At 68.2% G+C, this 15076-nt stretch carries 13 protein-coding genes; 5 read left to right on the forward strand and 8 right to left on the reverse strand.

What is annotated here, in order from left to right; translation table 11 throughout:
- Positions 1 to 7 precede the first annotated feature (7 nt).
- Together C995_RS0104525 and C995_RS0104530 are read right to left on the reverse strand one after the other, a co-directional pair.
- Complete coding sequence (locus tag C995_RS0104525; RefSeq protein WP_018863806.1) at positions 8 to 463, reverse strand: rhodanese-like domain-containing protein; 456 nt, start codon at positions 461 to 463, stop codon at positions 8 to 10.
- A gap of 46 nt (positions 464 to 509) precedes the next feature.
- Positions 510 to 1016, reverse strand: coding sequence for a heme-binding protein (locus C995_RS0104530; protein WP_018863807.1), 507 nt, complete (start codon positions 1014 to 1016; stop codon positions 510 to 512).
- 124 nt (positions 1017 to 1140) lie between these two features.
- Between C995_RS0104530 and aroC the strand changes: the two genes are divergently transcribed.
- A complete protein-coding gene (gene aroC / locus C995_RS0104535) occupies positions 1141 to 2247 on the forward strand; it encodes a chorismate synthase (RefSeq protein WP_018863808.1) in 1107 nt (368 codons plus the stop codon).
- A gap of 45 nt (positions 2248 to 2292) precedes the next feature.
- Positions 2293 to 3450, forward strand: coding sequence for an MFS transporter (locus tag C995_RS0104540; protein ID WP_018863809.1), 1158 nt, complete (start codon positions 2293 to 2295; stop codon positions 3448 to 3450).
- Between the two features lie 17 nt (positions 3451 to 3467).
- On the opposite strand, the gene C995_RS0104545 is transcribed toward C995_RS0104540, so the two are convergent.
- On the reverse strand, positions 3468 to 3902 hold the full coding sequence (locus C995_RS0104545) for an SRPBCC family protein (protein ID WP_018863810.1): 435 nt from the start codon (positions 3900 to 3902) through the stop codon (positions 3468 to 3470).
- Between the two features lie 122 nt (positions 3903 to 4024).
- On the opposite strand from C995_RS0104545, the gene C995_RS0104550 reads away from it, so the two are divergent.
- The 3 genes from C995_RS0104550 to C995_RS0104560 are packed head-to-tail and all read left to right on the forward strand — an operon-like array spanning position 4025 to position 8781.
- Positions 4025 to 4480, forward strand: a complete 456-nt coding sequence (locus tag C995_RS0104550) for a hypothetical protein (RefSeq protein WP_018863811.1) — start codon at positions 4025 to 4027, stop codon at positions 4478 to 4480.
- 30 nt (positions 4481 to 4510) lie between these two features.
- Positions 4511 to 5644, forward strand: a complete 1134-nt coding sequence (locus C995_RS0104555; protein ID WP_018863812.1) for an efflux RND transporter periplasmic adaptor subunit — start codon at positions 4511 to 4513, stop codon at positions 5642 to 5644.
- Positions 5641 to 8781, forward strand: a complete 3141-nt coding sequence (locus tag C995_RS0104560; RefSeq protein ID WP_018863813.1) for an efflux RND transporter permease subunit — start codon at positions 5641 to 5643, stop codon at positions 8779 to 8781. Before C995_RS0104555 ends, C995_RS0104560 begins: the two co-directional genes overlap by 4 nt.
- A 1-nt stretch (position 8782) precedes the next feature.
- On the opposite strand, the gene C995_RS0104565 is transcribed toward C995_RS0104560, so the two are convergent.
- The 5 genes from C995_RS0104565 to C995_RS0104585 all read right to left on the reverse strand — a co-directional run bounded on the left by C995_RS0104565 (position 8783) and on the right by C995_RS0104585 (position 14995).
- The gene (locus C995_RS0104565; protein ID WP_018863814.1) at positions 8783 to 9208 is read right to left on the reverse strand and encodes a DUF1841 family protein; all 426 of its coding nucleotides are present in this window, start codon (positions 9206 to 9208) and stop codon (positions 8783 to 8785) included.
- Between the two features lie 29 nt (positions 9209 to 9237).
- The gene (gene nth / locus C995_RS0104570) at positions 9238 to 9885 is read right to left on the reverse strand and encodes an endonuclease III (protein WP_018863815.1); all 648 of its coding nucleotides are present in this window, start codon (positions 9883 to 9885) and stop codon (positions 9238 to 9240) included.
- Positions 9886 to 9960: 75 nt separating this feature from the next.
- Positions 9961 to 10398 carry a hypothetical protein gene (locus tag C995_RS0104575; RefSeq protein WP_018863816.1) on the reverse strand — a complete coding sequence of 146 codons (438 nt, stop codon included), beginning with the start codon at positions 10396 to 10398 and terminating at the stop codon, positions 9961 to 9963.
- Positions 10399 to 10488: 90 nt separating this feature from the next.
- Positions 10489 to 13683: an efflux RND transporter permease subunit gene (locus C995_RS0104580; protein WP_018863817.1), complete on the reverse strand. Its 3195-nt coding sequence runs from the start codon at positions 13681 to 13683 to the stop codon at positions 10489 to 10491.
- On the reverse strand, positions 13676 to 14995 hold the full coding sequence (locus tag C995_RS0104585) for an efflux RND transporter periplasmic adaptor subunit (protein WP_018863818.1): 1320 nt from the start codon (positions 14993 to 14995) through the stop codon (positions 13676 to 13678). The genes C995_RS0104580 and C995_RS0104585 overlap by 8 nt, the downstream gene beginning before the upstream one ends.
- Positions 14996 to 15076 lie beyond the last annotated feature (81 nt).

Raw genomic sequence — 15076 nt, forward strand, 5'->3', positions numbered from 1 at the left:
TGACCGATCAGCACTGTTCCCAGGGCAGCCCGTGGTAGCGCCAGCCGCCGCGGGTGGAACGCTGGTGGTGTTCGTCCAGCGGCCCCTCGAAGCCTTCCTCCACTGAATAGACATTCTCGATACCGGCATCGACCAGGGCCTGGCCGGCGGACAGCGTGCGCTTGCCGCTGCGGCAGATCAGGTAGAGCGCGGGGGCATCCTCGCTGTGGTCCTCGGCCCCGCCCAGCAGCAGTTTGCGTACCTGGGGCACGAAGTGGGGGTTCACGGTCCAGTCGGGCTCGTCGATCCACGGGATATGGATGGCGCCCTGCGGGTGCCCGACGAACAGGAATTCCATAGTGGAGCGGATGTCGATCAGCAGGTCGCGCGGGCGCTGCTGAAGCCGCCGATGCGCCTCCTGCGGGCTGATCCGGTGCACGCCGGGGGCGGGGACCGTTTTCTGGTTGGCGAGTGGGTCTTCCATTAAGGCTCCGGGCGTGGGCCGTCGGCCGTCCCTGGCCGTGCGCCACTTACATCGCGAAGTCGAGTCGTTCCTGAACCGAGTCTAGCGCGGCCTGGGCGCATTCTTCATCCAGGTCGCCACCAGGGGCTCCAGACACGCCCACCGCGCCGATCATGCTGCCGGCGACCTCGATCGGCAGCCCGCCCTCCAGCATGATGATGCCGTCGACGTGGTTCATCTCCATGCGGATTTCCTCGCGGTTCGCCCGGAAGCTGCCGGAGCTGGTGCCGGACATGACCGTAGCGCGCGCCTTGTCGCCGGCGATCTGGATGGTCTGCACGGCGGCCAGATTGTCGCGCAGCACGGCGCGGTCGTTGCCGGCACGGTCGACGACCACGGCGCTGGTCTGGTGCCCCTTCTCGCGGCAGGCCAGCACCGCGGCCTCGGCGATGTCGTTGGCCAGCTCCATGCTCATCATGCGCTGGTTGAACACGTCGGCCTGGGCCACGCTGGCCAGTCCCAGGCAGGCCGCGGCGGCGGTACCGGCAGCCAGTCGCTTGATCGAACGCGTCATATCCATCTCCTGTCCTTTGTTATGGGTTCTGCGACCCCGATCATGGCAGAAACATCGTGGTCTTGCCGCTCGGGCGGGGCGGCAACAGGCGACAGCACCGCGCGGCATGGATACACTATCGCGCATGTCGGGAAACAGCTTTGGGCGACTGTTCGTCGTCAGTACCTTTGGTGAGAGTCACGGGCCGGCCCTGGGCGCGGTGGTGGACGGCTGTCCGCCCGGTCTGGAGCTTTGCGAGGCGGATCTGCAGTTCGACCTCGATCGCCGCCGGCCGGGACAGTCGCGCCACACCACCCAGCGCCGCGAGCCGGACCAGGTACGCATCCTGTCCGGGGTGTTCGAGGGCCGCACGACCGGCACCCCGATCGGCCTGCTGATCGAGAACGTCGATCAGCGCTCCAAGGACTACAGCGAGATCATGGATCGCTTCCGTCCGGGGCATGCGGACTATACCTATCACCGCAAATACGGCTCGCGCGATTACCGCGGCGGCGGGCGCAGCTCCGCGCGCGAGACCGCGCTGCGCGTCGCGGCGGGTGGCATCGCCCGGCGCTACCTGCAGCAGCGCTACGGGATCGAGATCCGTGGCTGGCTGTCACAGCTGGGCCCGATCGAGCTGGAGGCGAAGCAGCCGGAGATCGTCAACGACAACCCGTTCTTCTGCCCCGACCCGGACAAGGTCGCGGAGCTGGAGGAATACATGGATGCCCTGCGCAAGTCCGGCGATTCGATCGGCGCGCGGGTGACTGTCGAGGCTGTCGGTGTGCCGGCGGGCTGGGGCGAGCCGGTGTTCGACCGCCTGGACGCGGAGCTGGCGCATGCGCTGATGAGCATCAACGCGGTCAAGGGCGTAGAGATCGGGGCCGGCTTCGAGTCGGTGACCCAGCGGGGTACCGAGCACCGCGACGAGATTACCCCCGAGGGTTTCCTGTCGAACCACGCCGGCGGCGTGCTGGGCGGTATCAGCACCGGCCAGGCCGTGCGCGCGAGCATCGCGCTCAAGCCGACCTCCAGCATCCGCCTGCCCGGGCGCAGCATCAACACCGCCGGGGAGCCGGTGGAGGTGGTCACCAAGGGCCGCCATGACCCCTGCGTGGGGATCCGCGCGACCCCGATCGCGGAGGCGATGATGGCGCTGGTACTGATGGACCATGCTCTGCGCCATCGCGGACAAAACGCCGACGTCGGCGACACCGGCCTGCCGGAACTGCGCGACCTCCCGCACGACTGATATGGGCACGCTCCGTCGTGTCGGCCGTGCCGGAGGTCCGTTCCGGTGATTCCCAGCGCGCGCCTTTCCACGGTCTACTTTTTCTATTTCGCGAGCCTCGGTGCGTTCATGCCGTTCTGGGGCCCGTATCTGTCCGAGGCCGGCTTTAGCGGATCGCAGATCGGCGAGCTGATGGCGATCGTGCTCGCCACCAAGATCATTGCACCCAACGTCTGGGGCTGGCTCGCGGATCGCGCCGGCGCGCACATGCCGATCACCCGCTGGGGGGCGTTTGGCGGTGTGGTCGCCTTTGCCGGGGTACTGCTGTACACCGGCTACTGGTGGCTGGCGGTGGTGATGGCCGCGTTCAGCTTCTTCTGGAATGCGATCCTCCCGCAGTTCGAGGCGACCACCATGCGTACGCTGGGTCGCGATGCCCATCGCTACGCGCTGGTCCGGCTGTGGGGCTCCGTCGGGTTCATTGTCGCGGTCGCGCTTCTGGGCTGGGCGTTCGACCATATCGACATCGCCTGGCTGCCCTGGATCGTGCTCGGCATCTTCGCGGCTCTCTGGCTGGCGACGCTCTGGGTGCGCGAGCCGGTGCGTGACATGGAGCAGGACAACAACGTCCCGGCGCTGGTCGCGGTACTCAAGCGGCCGGAGGTGATCGCGCTGTTTCTGGCCTGCTTTTTCATGCAGGCGAGCCACGGTCCCTATTACGCGTTCTTTACGCTGTATCTGGAGGAGGCCGGGTTCTCGCGGGCGGTGGCCGGGCAGTTGTGGGCGCTCGGAGTGGCGGCGGAGGTGGTCCTGTTCCTGCTGCTGCCGAAGCTGATCCTGCGCTTCGGGGCGTGGTTCCTGGTATCGGTGGCACTGGTGCTGACCACCCTGCGCTGGGGGCTTCTGGCCGCCATCCCCGATTCCCTGCCCATGCTTTTGTTCATCCAGGCCCTGCACGCGGCCAGCTATGGCGTCTATCACGCCGCCGCCATCTCGCTGATTCATTATTTCTTTCCCGGCCGCCTCCAGGGGCGCGGACAGGCCCTGTACTCCTCGCTGAGCTTCGGGCTCGGGGGCGCTGCCGGAAGCCTGGTCGCGGGGTATCTGTGGGACGGCATCAGCCCGGCCTCGGTCTACGTGTTCGCGGCATTTCTGGCGGCTGCCGGCGTGCTGGCGTCGGTATACGGGGAATGGCGGCACAAGACGCCGGTCCGCACGCTTTAGGCCGCTCCTCCGGGCTGTCAGGCACGCCCGTTGTCGGTGTCGAGCCGGCGTTGCACGCGGTTCATCAGCTGGCCGGAGACGCGTTCGACCAGCGAATGCGCGGCACGCCGCACCGCAGCCTCGAGCAGCGGGCTGCCCAGGCGGTATTGCAGCTCGAACTCCACCTGCGTGTGGCCGGGTTCGCCCGGGCTCAGCCGGTAGCTGCCCCGATTCTGGATGCCGCGGATCGAGCGCCAGGCGAAGTACTCGGGGCGCGCGGCCTCGCAGACCTCGACATCGAAATGCAGCTTCATGCCGGCCGCGCGAATCGTCCAGCGGTAGCGGTCGTCCCCCAGCGGCTCGATATGCTCCACGTTGTCGCAAAGATCGACAAAGTTGGGCACGTGGCTCAGCAGGTCGAAGACCTGCTCCGGCTCCGCGCGAAGGGAGGTGTTATGAGTAAGCTGACGCATTGTCGAGACGCCGGGAAGGTTGAGCGGCACTTGCTGTTGAGAGGCTCGCGCAGGCCGGGGGTTCCATGCAACCGGACCCGTGCCGGGCTACGATGACGTATCAGCCCCGACCGGTTATTGCGATGTCCGCCCAGCCCGCCTCCGAGCCCGAGTTTCTCCAGCGCTTCCAGGCGGGGAGCACGGGCATGCTGTACTGGTCCGATCTGGACGCGCTGTGGGCGCGCCTGCGCGAACGGGCGGATGAGCACTGGTATGTCTATGCCGTGGGTGATGTGGTGCCCCAGGCGCCGGTCTCGGCGGAGGACTTCCGGCGCTTCCTGGAGGAGGTCGATCGCCTGCTGCGGCAGGATCACGACGAGGATTACTGCGGCATCGTCTATGTCGACGACCGCGAGGCCCCGAGTTTCGTGAAGATCTTCGATCCCAACAACCTGGGGTCCAGCTGCGGGTCCTCCGGGCTGCGGGTATTGCCTGGCTGGGTACTCTCGCAGGTGCCACCGGTGGATTTGGAGGCCGCGATGCCGCCGACCGGCAGTCGCCGGCGCTGGTGGCAGCGTCTGTTCGGCGGGGCACGATGAACACACCCGACACACAGGGAAGATGGGTTGATGGCTGATTCCTGGTGGCAGCGCCTGTGCGGGCAGTCGCGCGTGCTGGTCGCGCTGGGCGTGCTGGTGCTGGTGATCCTCTGGATTGCCTCCGGGATGCTCGGCCGGGAAGTGGACGATGCCCCGCCTGCCGTGGATCGACAACCGCTGGCGGTGGCGGTAACCGAACTGGAGGCAGAGCCGGTAGAGCGCCTGCTGGTCCTGCAGGGCCGGGTGGAGCCGGATCTGCGCGTGATGGTGCGCGCCGAGACCGCCGGCCAGGTGGCCGAGTGGGAGGTGGCCCGCGGGGCGCGCGTCGCCGCCGATGAGCCCCTGGCGCGGCTGCGCATGGACGACCGCGAGGCACGCCGGCGCCAGGCGATCGCGCGGCTGCGCGGGGCCGAGAGCGAATACGAGGCCGCCCAGAGGCTGCACGATCAGGGCCATGTATCGCGCACCCAGCTGGAGGCCCGCGAGGCCGAGCGCGAGGCCGCCCGGGCGGAGCTGGAGGCGATCGAGCTGGATATCCGCAACACGCGCATCGTCGCGCCGGTGGCCGGGGTGGTGAATCAGCGCCTGGCGGAGCGGGGCGACTTCGTGGCACGTGGCGACCCGGTGGCGGAGATCGTGGACAACGACCCGCTGCTGGCGGTGGTGCATGTGCCGCAGCACCAGATCGGGCGCGTGGAGCCGGGCCAGGCGGCGCGCATCCGCTTTCTGGACGGGCGCCGCGCCGAGGGCGAGGTCCGGTTCGTCTCGCGGGTGGCCGAGGTCGGCACGCAGACCTTCCGCGTGGAGGTCGAGGTCCCGAATGCCGACGAGGCGCTGCCCTCCGGGATCAGCGCCGGGGTCGAGATCCCGACCGAGACGGTCGCGGCGCACAAGCTCTCGCCGGCCTGGATGGGACTGGACGACAACGGCCGGGTCGGGGTGAAGACGGTGGATGACGAGGACCGGGTGGTCTTCCATGCGGTCGAGGTGATCCGCGCCGCCACCGACGGGGTCTGGGTCACCGGGTTGCCGGAGCGCGCGCAGGTGATCACCATCGGCCACGGCTTCGTGACCCCGGGCGAGACGGTGCGACCGCGTCCCGGAGGGGAGCCGCCAGACGCCGAGGCGGGCGTGCCCCAACCGGTGGGCGGGGCGCTGCCGTGAAGGCCCTGATCGCCTGGGCGGTAGAACACGCCCGGACGGTGCTGCTGTTCCTGCTGCTGATCCTGGTGCTGGGTGCGACCGCCTACCAGGTGGTGCCCAAGGAGGCGGCCCCCGAGATCGACATCCCCATTTTCTTTGTGTCCGTGCCCTATCCCGGGGTCAGTCCGGAGGATGCCGAGCGCCTGATGCTGCGCCCGCTGGAGCGCGAGCTGCAGACCCTCCCCGGGGTGGACGAGATGCAGTCCTGGGCGGGCGAGGGCTTCGCCCTGGTGCGGCTGGACTTCGAGCCCGGCTGGGACAATCGCCGGGCCCTGTCGGACCTGCGCGAGGAGGTCGACCAGGTCCGCCCCGAACTGCCCGCCGGGGCGGACGAGCCCAGCGTCTCCGAAGTCGACCTGTCCATGTTCCCGGTGCTCACGCTGAATCTGTCCGGTCCGCTGGACGAGCGCACGCTGGTGCGCCTGGCGCGGGACCTGCGCGACCGCGTGGAGGCGATTCCGGGGGTGCTGGAGGCGGATGTCGGTGGAGACCGCGAGGAACAGATGGAGGTCCTGGTCGATCCGCTGGTGCTGGAGACCTTTGAGCTGTCATTCGACGAACTGACCCGCGCGATCGAGCGCAACAACCGCCTGATCGCGGCCGGGGCGCTGGATACCGGGGCCGGGCGCATTCCTCTGCGGGTGCCGGGTACCATCGACGACGTCGACGATGTGCTGGATACCGCCATCCGGGTCGAGGGCGACGCGGTGGTGCGGGTGCGCGATGTCGCCGAGGTCCGCCAGAGCTATCTGGACCCGGAAGGATTCACCCGCATCGACGGCCAGCCCTCGGTGTCGCTGGAGATCCGCAAGGCCTCGGAGGCCAACATCCTGGAGGTGGTGGCCGCCGCGCGCGCGACCATCGAGGCGGCGCGGGCCGACTGGCCGGAGACGGTCGAGGTGACCTACCTGCAGGACATGGCGCGCGATGTCGACGACCTGCTGGGCGATCTCGAGAACAACGTGATCACGGCGGTGCTGATCGTCGCCCTGGTGATCCTGGCGATGATGGGGGCGCGCGCGGCCCTGCTGGTGGGGCTGGCCATACCCGGGGCCTTCCTCGGCGGCATTCTGGCGATCTATCTGATGGGGTTCACCCTCAATGTGGTGGTGCTGTTCGCGCTGATCCTGGTGGTTGGCATGCTGGTGGATGGTGCGGTGGTGGTCGTGGAACTGGCCGACCGCTATGTGGCCGAGGGCATGCCGCGGCGGGAGGCCTTCCGTGCCGCGGCCCAGCGCATGTCCTGGCCGATCACCACCGCGATCGGGACCACGCTTGCGGTGTTCGCGCCGATGCTGCTGTGGCCCGGCATGGTGGGCGAGTTCATCGTCTATCTGCCGGCCACGGTGATCGTGACCCTGATCGCCTCGCTGGCGATGGCGCTGGTGTTCATCCCGGCGCTGGGCGCAGTGATCGGCCAGAGCCGTCCGATCAACCCGGCCCAGACCCGCTACGTACGCGCGGCCGAGGAGGGCCGCTATGACGAACTGCAGGGCCTGACCCGTGCCTACATCCGCCTGCTGCAGCCGCTGGTGCGCCATCCCGGCTGGACGCTCGCGGGCACGCTGGCGCTGGTCGCTGCCGCATATGCGCTGTATGCCCAGCAGGGGCGCGGGGTGGAGTTCTTCCCGCAGGTGGAACCGGACTTCGTGCAGGTGCAGGTGCAGGCGCGCGGCGACCTGTCGGTGTGGGAGGCGGACGCCCTGGTGCGGCAGGTGGAGGACCGCCTGCAGGGAGTGCCCCAGATTCATCATGTCTATGCGCGGACTATCGGTACCCAGCTCGGGCGGCTTCAGGGCGACTACCCGGAGGATGTCATCGGGCTGATCCAGCTGGAACTGATCTCCTGGCGGGATCGCCCGCCGGCGGCATCGATTATCGAGGAACTGCGCGAGCGCACCGCCGACTTGCCCGGGATCCGCCTGCAGTTTCGCGCCCAGGAACGCGGCCCGCGCGAGGGGCGGCCGATCGTGGTCGAGGCCTCGAGTCGCGATGCCGACCGCATCGCGCCGGTGATTCGCGAGATCCGCAGCGCGATGGACGATCTGGGTGGCTTCGAGGACGTGACCGACGACCTGCCACTGCCCGGGATCGAGCTGGAGGTCCGCTTCGACCGCGAGCAGGCGGCGCGCTTCGGCGTGGATGTTCCGCTGCTGGGCGAGGGCGTCCAGCTCCTGACCCGCGGCATCCAGCTTGGCAGCTACCGCCCGGACTACAGTGACGAGGAGGTCGACATCCGCCTGCGCCTGCCGGCGGATCAGCGCCACTTGCAGCAACTGGCCACCCTGAACCTGCCGGGCGCGACCGGACTCGTCCCCCTGGCGCACTTCGCCGAGCTGGTGCCGGTGCCGGCCACCGGGCTGATCAAGCGGCGCGACGGCGACCGCGCCTACACCCTGGAGGCGGATGCCGCCAGTGGCTACCTGGTGGACGAGCGCCAGCGGGCCCTCGAGGCGCGCATCGCCGAAATGGAGCTGGACCCGGAGGTGCAGCTGCGGTTTCGCGGCCAGGCCGAGGAGCAGGCCGAGGCGGCGCGCTTCCTGCTCGCGGCCTTCGCGCTGTCGCTGTTCCTGATGCTCGCGATGATGGTCACCCAGTTCAACCGCTTCTCGCAGGCGCTGCTGGTGATGTCGGCGATCGTGTTCTCCACCGCCGGGGTGCTGCTGGCCCTGCTGCTGCGCGGCGAGCCGTTCGGGATCGTGATGAGCGGGATCGGGGTGCTGGCGCTGGCCGGGATCGTGGTGAACAACAACATCGTGTTGATCGACACCTACAACGAACAGCGTCGACGCGGCCTGGATGCGCTGGAGGCGGCCCTGCGGGCCGCCGCCCAGCGCATGCGGCCGGTGCTGCTGACCGCGATCACCACGATCCTCGGCCTGATGCCCATGGTGCTGGCCTGGACCGTCGACTTTGCCGGAAGGGACTTCTACGTCGGGGCGCCGGTGACCGGTTTCTGGGTGCAGCTCGCGACCGCGATCGCCGGGGGGCTGTTCGTCGCCACGCCGCTGACCCTGTTGTTCACGCCCGCGATGCTGGTGCTGCTGGATCGGCTGGGGCTGGACCGACGGCCCACGCCGGAGCCGCAGCGCGCCTGAGTCAGCGCCCGGCGAGCTGGCGCAGGCACTCCATGTAGGCGTTCTGGTCCGGCGCCGCGTTGTTGCGCTGCGCCTCCCACAGGGCCTGCCCCAGGCACTCCATCATCCGGTGCTCGGCGTCCATCACCCCGAAGCGGGCGCACAGGCCCTGGTGCAGGGCGCGGATGCCCTCGGGGCGGTCGGTGCGGGCCTGGTCACGCAGGCTCAGGTGCATCGCCATGTGCAGGAACGGATTGGAGGTGCCCAGCTCCGGCGGGAATTCGCCGGTCAGCGCGGTCTCGCGGTCCTTGAGATAGTCGTGGTACTCGGGGTGTTCCGAGATCACGTCCACCAGCTGCTGTTCCAGGTCGGTCAACGTTTCGCCGGCCTGCGCCTTCTGCCAGGCGTCGACGAACTGGGTGCGGATCTGGTCTCGGTTGCCGTACATGCTGTGTCCTCGGGGTGGCGTCGCGGGGTTCAGGCGGCGGCCGGGGGTGGAGTCTTGGCCCTGTATTCGCACAGGTCCTCGATCGGGCAGCGCCAGCACTCGGGCTTGCGCGCCTTGCAGACATAACGCCCGTGCAGGATCAGCCAGTGATGGGCGTCCTGCAAATAGGGCTTCGGGGTCAGCCGCATCAGCCGCTTCTCGACCTCCAGCACGTTCTTGCCGGGGGCCAGTCCGGTGCGGTTGGCGACTCGGAAGATGTGGGTGTCCACCGCGATGGTGGGTACGCCGAAGGCGGTGTTCAGGATTACGTTGGCGGTCTTGCGCCCCACACCCGGCAGGGCCTCGAGCGACTTGCGGTCGCGCGGGACCTCGCCGCCGTGCTGCTCGACCAGGATGCGACAGGTCTTGAGGATGTTCTCGGCCTTGGCGTTGTACAGCCCGATGGTCTTGATGTGTTCCTTCAGCCCGTCCAGCCCCAGATCGAGGATGGCCTCGGGGGTGTTGGCGACGGCGTAGAGGCGGCGCGTGGCCTTGTTCACGCCGACATCCGTGGCCTGGGCCGACAGGATAACCGCGATCAGCAGCTCGAACGGGGTGTTGTACTCGAGCTCGGTGGTCGGCTCGGGATTTGCCGCCTTCAGGCGTTCGAAGATGGCTTCACGCTTGGCCGCGTTCATGTGGCGGTATCTCCCGGGGCCGCAACGCAAACCGGCCCCGCAGGGCGGGGCCGGATGCTGCCGCAAGGTTGCCGGTCAGACGTGGCGGAAAAGACCGACGTCCGGGGCCGCTTCGCGCGGGTTGGACTCGGCTTCCTTCTCCAGATCCTTGATCAGCTTGGCGTGCTTCTCTTCCAGATCATGCATCGCCTTTTCGTCCATCTTCGGGAAGATGACATCGCGGATGAACGAGCCCAGCTCGTCCAGGCAGCTCGGCCAGTACTTGTCGTTCAGGTGGAACGCGTGATGGGCATGGGTGCCCATCGGGTAGCTGTCGAACTTGGTGATCATGGTGTAGGAGAGGTCGGCGTCCTTCTCGACGAAGTCCTTGGCCCAGTCGTACCACCACTTGTAGTACTTCTCCTGCAGGTCGTCGTTGAATCCGTGTTTCTCGAAAAAGGCGGCGATGTTGCCGCGCGGGGCGAGGCCGTAGCGCGTGCCGCGCTTGCCAGCAAACGGGAAATGTCCAGCCATGCCTGTCTCCTGAGACGTTGGGATTGCCGGGGCCGGGCCCCGGTAAAAGGAATTTGTGGCGCCGGAAGTTTACTCGCTGGCGAGCGAGAATCAAGAAACAGGTGCCTCGGCGGTCTCCGCGCGCCCGAAGCGCCCCTCGTACAGACGCAGCAGGGCGGGGATCACGAACAGCACCAGCAGGGTGGCGAAGGCCAGCCCGAACACGATCGAGATTGCCATCGGGATCAGGAACTGCGCCTGTACCGAGCGCTCGAACAGCAGCGGCGTGAGGCCGGCGATCGTGGTGACGGAGGTCAGGATCACCGCGCGCAGGCGCTGGCAGGCGGCCTCCACGATCGCCTCGCGCAGGGCGAGTCCGGTCTCGCGCAGCCCCTGGTAGAAGCTCACCAGGATGATCGAGTTGTTGACCACGATCCCGGTCAGCCCGAACAGGCCGAACAGCGAAAGGATGGTGAGCTCCACGCCCATCACCCAGTGCCCGAACAGCGCACCGAGAATCCCGAAGGGAATGATCGCCATGACGATCAGCGGCCAGCCCCAGGAGCCGAACACCCAGGCGAGCACGATGTACATCAGCCCCAGCGCCAGCACGAGGCCCATCTGCATGTCGGCGAACGTCTCTTCCTGGTCCGCCGCACGCCCTTCGAAGGAATATTCGATGCCGTGTCGGTCCGACAGCTCGTCCAGTGGTCCGTCCTCGAGTGCCGCCCGGATGCGCGCGGCGTTGTTCACCGCTCGGTCCACCTCGGTCGATACCTGGATGGCCAGCCGCGTGTCGGCATGGCGCAGGGTCTCGAACCCCTGGCGCGAACGGAGATCCACCACGTCGTCCAGTGGCACGAAGGCCCCGTCCGGCAGGCGCAGGTTCAGCCGCTCCAGACTCTCCGTCCGGTGGCGCTCGCTGTCCGGGAGGCGCACGCGGACCTCGACCTCCTCCAGTCCGTCCTGATAGAGCTGGGCGAGGTATCCATCAAAGGCGTTGCGTAACTGCCCGCCGACCGATTCGGTACTCAGCCCGACCGCGCGACCCTCGGGTTTCACCTGGAACACGAACTGCTCGCGACCGAACGGGGTGTCGTCGCTGGTGGCGAAGGTCCCGGGGAAGTCGTCCAGCATGTCGGCCAGTTCCAGCGCGGCCTCTTTCAGTACATGCGGGTCGTCACCGGTCAGGCGGATATCGAGATCCCGCCCCGGCGGCCCGGTCTGGCGTTCATCGATGGAGAAGTTCTCGATGCCCGGGGCCTGGCGGATGCGGTCATCCCATTCACGGATGAACTCGCGGTTGCGCACGGTTCGTTCTTCCGGCGAGACCAGCTCCACCTGGATGTTGCCGAACTGTTCCCCCTTGGGTGCGTTGCCATCGCCGGGGTCGATCCCCTGGCCGAGGCGGGTCACGGAGGTGCGTACCAGATTGCCGCCCAGCGCCTCCTCCGTCTCCTCGAGGGCGCGTTCGGCGTGGATCAGGAACGACTCGACGCGCTCGGGCGGCGTGCCGGCGACGAAGTTCACCCCTGCGTTGACGATGGTGCCCTCGGGCGAGGGGAAGAAGGTGAAGCCGATGCGGCCGCTGGCGGCCAGCCCAATGGCGAGAATCAGCGCGCCCACGGCCAGCGCCAGGGTGACGCCCGCGTGATCCACCGAGCGCGTGACCGCGCGCCGGAACGGGCCGTTGCGCAGGCGTTCGAAGCCGGCGTCGAAGCGCGCCCGCAGACTGCCCTGTGGCGGTTCCTCGAGCCGGTGCATCACCCCCTTCAGATGGGCCGGCAGGATCAGGAAGGCGATCAGCAGGGTAGCCACGATCACGCAGATCACCACCAGCGGGATATCGAACAGGATATTGCCGATCATCCCGCCAATCAGCATCAGTGGCATGAAGGCGGCGACCGTGGTCAGCGAGGCGGCGATCACCGGTCCGAGCATGCGCCGCGCGCCGTCGCGTGCGGCCCTCCCTGCGTCCAGCCCGCGCTGGTGCAGGCTGTAGGCGTGTTCGGAGACCACGATCGCGTTGTCGACAATGATCCCCAGCGACATGATGAAGCCGAACAGCGAGATCATGTTGATCGAGCCACCCACGACCCACAGCACGACAAAGGCGGCGGTAAATGCGATCGGGATGCCCAGTGCCACACGCAGTGCGACATGCCGGTTGAGGAACAGGAACAGGATGCCCAGCACCAGCATCAGGCCGCCGAGGCCGTTCTTGAGCAGCATATTGATGCGCTCGGCCAGGAGCTCCCAGAAGGCATCCATCACCTGGACATCCACACCCGGTGGCAGGGTGGGCCTGGTCGCCTCCAGCCAGTCCTCGAGGACGCGCGCGGCCTCCAGCGAGTCCCCTGTCTCCGAACGCATGAGCTGCATCTCGATGGCGGGTTTGCCGTTGGCGCGACTGCGTACCTCGCCATCGCGCGGGCGCAGTTCGATGTCGGCGATATCGCCCAGCCTGATTCGCCCCAGATCGGTGTCGCCGCGCAGGATCAGCCGCTCGAAGCCGACGACATCGCGGGCCTGCTCCAGGCTGCGAATCTGGCGGGCGGTATCGTCGCGCCCGACCGAGCCGGCGGGGAAGTCCTGCGCCATTTCGCGGATCTGGGTGCCGATCTCCTCCAGGGTCATGTCCAGGCGATAGAGATCCCGCGACGGCACCTGGATGGCCATCTCGTCCTCGGTCAGCCCGGTGAACTCGATCTGGGCGATGCCGGCATCCAGCAGCTCCCGCTCGAACTGCCGCGCCAGCCGGCGCAGCTGCTGCGGGTCTTCCGGGCCGGTAATCAGCAGCCGGGCCACGGGCTCGTAGCGGATGATTCGCTTGACCACCGGGGTTTCGGCGTCCTCCGGCAGATTGCGCTGCTGGTCGACGCGGTCATTGACCTGCTCGGCGGCCCGCGTCATGTCCGTGCCCGCCTCGAACTCGAGGGTCACCACGCCGACCCCCAGCGCGGAGGTCGAGGTCATGTTGCGCAGGCCGTCGATGGTGCGCAGGTCCTGTTCCAGGGGATCGATGATCGCCTGTTCCACGTCCTCGGCGCTGGCCCCGCTCCAGACCACTTCCACGGTCATGAAGTCCAGCTCGAAGTTCGGGAAGAACTGGGTGTTCAGCTTGGTCAGCGCGAATGCCCCGGCCAGCAGCATCAGCGCGATCAGCAGATTCGCGGCCAGGCGGTGTTCCAGGAAGATCTGGATCGGGCCGCGCGGTGGCTGGCCGTTGTCGCGCGTCCCCCCGCCGGGCATCGGGCGTCCGTCCGGGCCGTCGCCGGCGCGCTGGCCGGGATCGGCATCAGCCATCGTTCGGGTCCTGATCCGCGTTGGTGTCGAAAGCGCGCGGGATCGCGGCATCGCGATCCGGGCGTTCGCCGGGCTCCTCGACCTCGACCTTCAGCCCGTCCACGGCATTGGGCAGGCGGGTGGCGACCAGGATGTCGCCCGTCTGCAGGTCCGGGTGACGGATCAGGGCACGGGCGTCCCCGGCATCGGTCATGAATTCGCCGAGGCGCTCGACCCGCAGCGACTGCATGCGGCCGTCCACGACGCGGAAGACCTGATCCCGGCCATAGAGGGCCTCGTAGGGTACGGCCAGGCTGTCGGGCTCGGCCGGCAGGCGCAGGGTTAGTTCAACAAAGCGATTGAGATTCAACGCAGAATGGCCCTCGCGGACCTCGAAGATGCCGCGCGTACCGGCTTCGCCCGCACGCGTCTCGCCCTCCAGGCGTGTCAGTTCGGTACGCACCGTGCGTCCACCCACCTGCGCATGAGCGGTCAGAGCTTCGCCTGCGTCCAGCAGCTCCTCGATGCGCGGGAGGATGTAATCGGGGATGCTGGCGCGAATCTCCAGGTCATCGAGTGCGAACAGGCGTACTAACGGGTCTCCAGCGCGGGCGCGCTCGCCAGACGCCACCTCGACCTCGACCACGCGGGCATCGAAGGGCGCGGCGATCGTGGTGCGCTCGAGATCGATGCGCGCCTGATCCTCGGCCGCCCGCGCGCGCTCCAGCCGGGCTTCCGCCTGGGCCTTGCGCATCGGGGCATCGACGATTGCTTGCTCGCGGTTGTCCACGGTCAGGCTGGCCTGTTCCAGGGCCTCCCGGGCCGTGTCCACGTCGGTTTCGGAGCCGAGGTCACGTTCGCGCAGGTTCTGGGCGCGGCGCAGGCCGCGTTCGGCGATTTCCAGGAGTTCGCGCTCACGCACCAGGGCTTCGCGATCGAAACGGGCCCGAATCTCTTCGCTCTCTTTTGCGCCTTCCAGTTCGCGGCGTTCGGCCGTGCGCTGGGCCAGCAGCAGTTCCGCCTCGCGCGGGTCGATGCGCACCAGGGTTTCGCCCGCCTCCATGCGGGCCCCGATGCGGGCCGGGACGGCCTCGATCTCGCCCTCGACGGCCGCGCGCAGGGTGGCCGTCTGGGCCGATGCGCTGCGCCCGTTCAGCAGGATGCCAGGGTGGTGCTCGCCCAGTTCGGCCACCAGTCCCTGCACGGGCCAGGTGCGCTCGGTGGCCTCGGGCGCAGGCGCCTCGGGACCGGTCGCACGCAGTACAAGAAAGCCCACGATCGCGGCGGCGAGGATCAGAAGGGGGGGCAGGGCACGTCGGAGAAGGCGCGGCATTATGTTCTCGGTCGGATGGGGCAGGGCCGGTCGCTCGATTGGAGCCCGTAAGGGCCAGAGGGTTCCTTCCCGGCGCGACAT

Origin of the sequence: Thioalkalivibrio sp. ARh3 (assembly GCF_000377265.1) — a bacterium.
GTDB lineage: Bacteria > Pseudomonadota > Gammaproteobacteria > Ectothiorhodospirales > Ectothiorhodospiraceae > Thioalkalivibrio > Thioalkalivibrio thiocyanoxidans.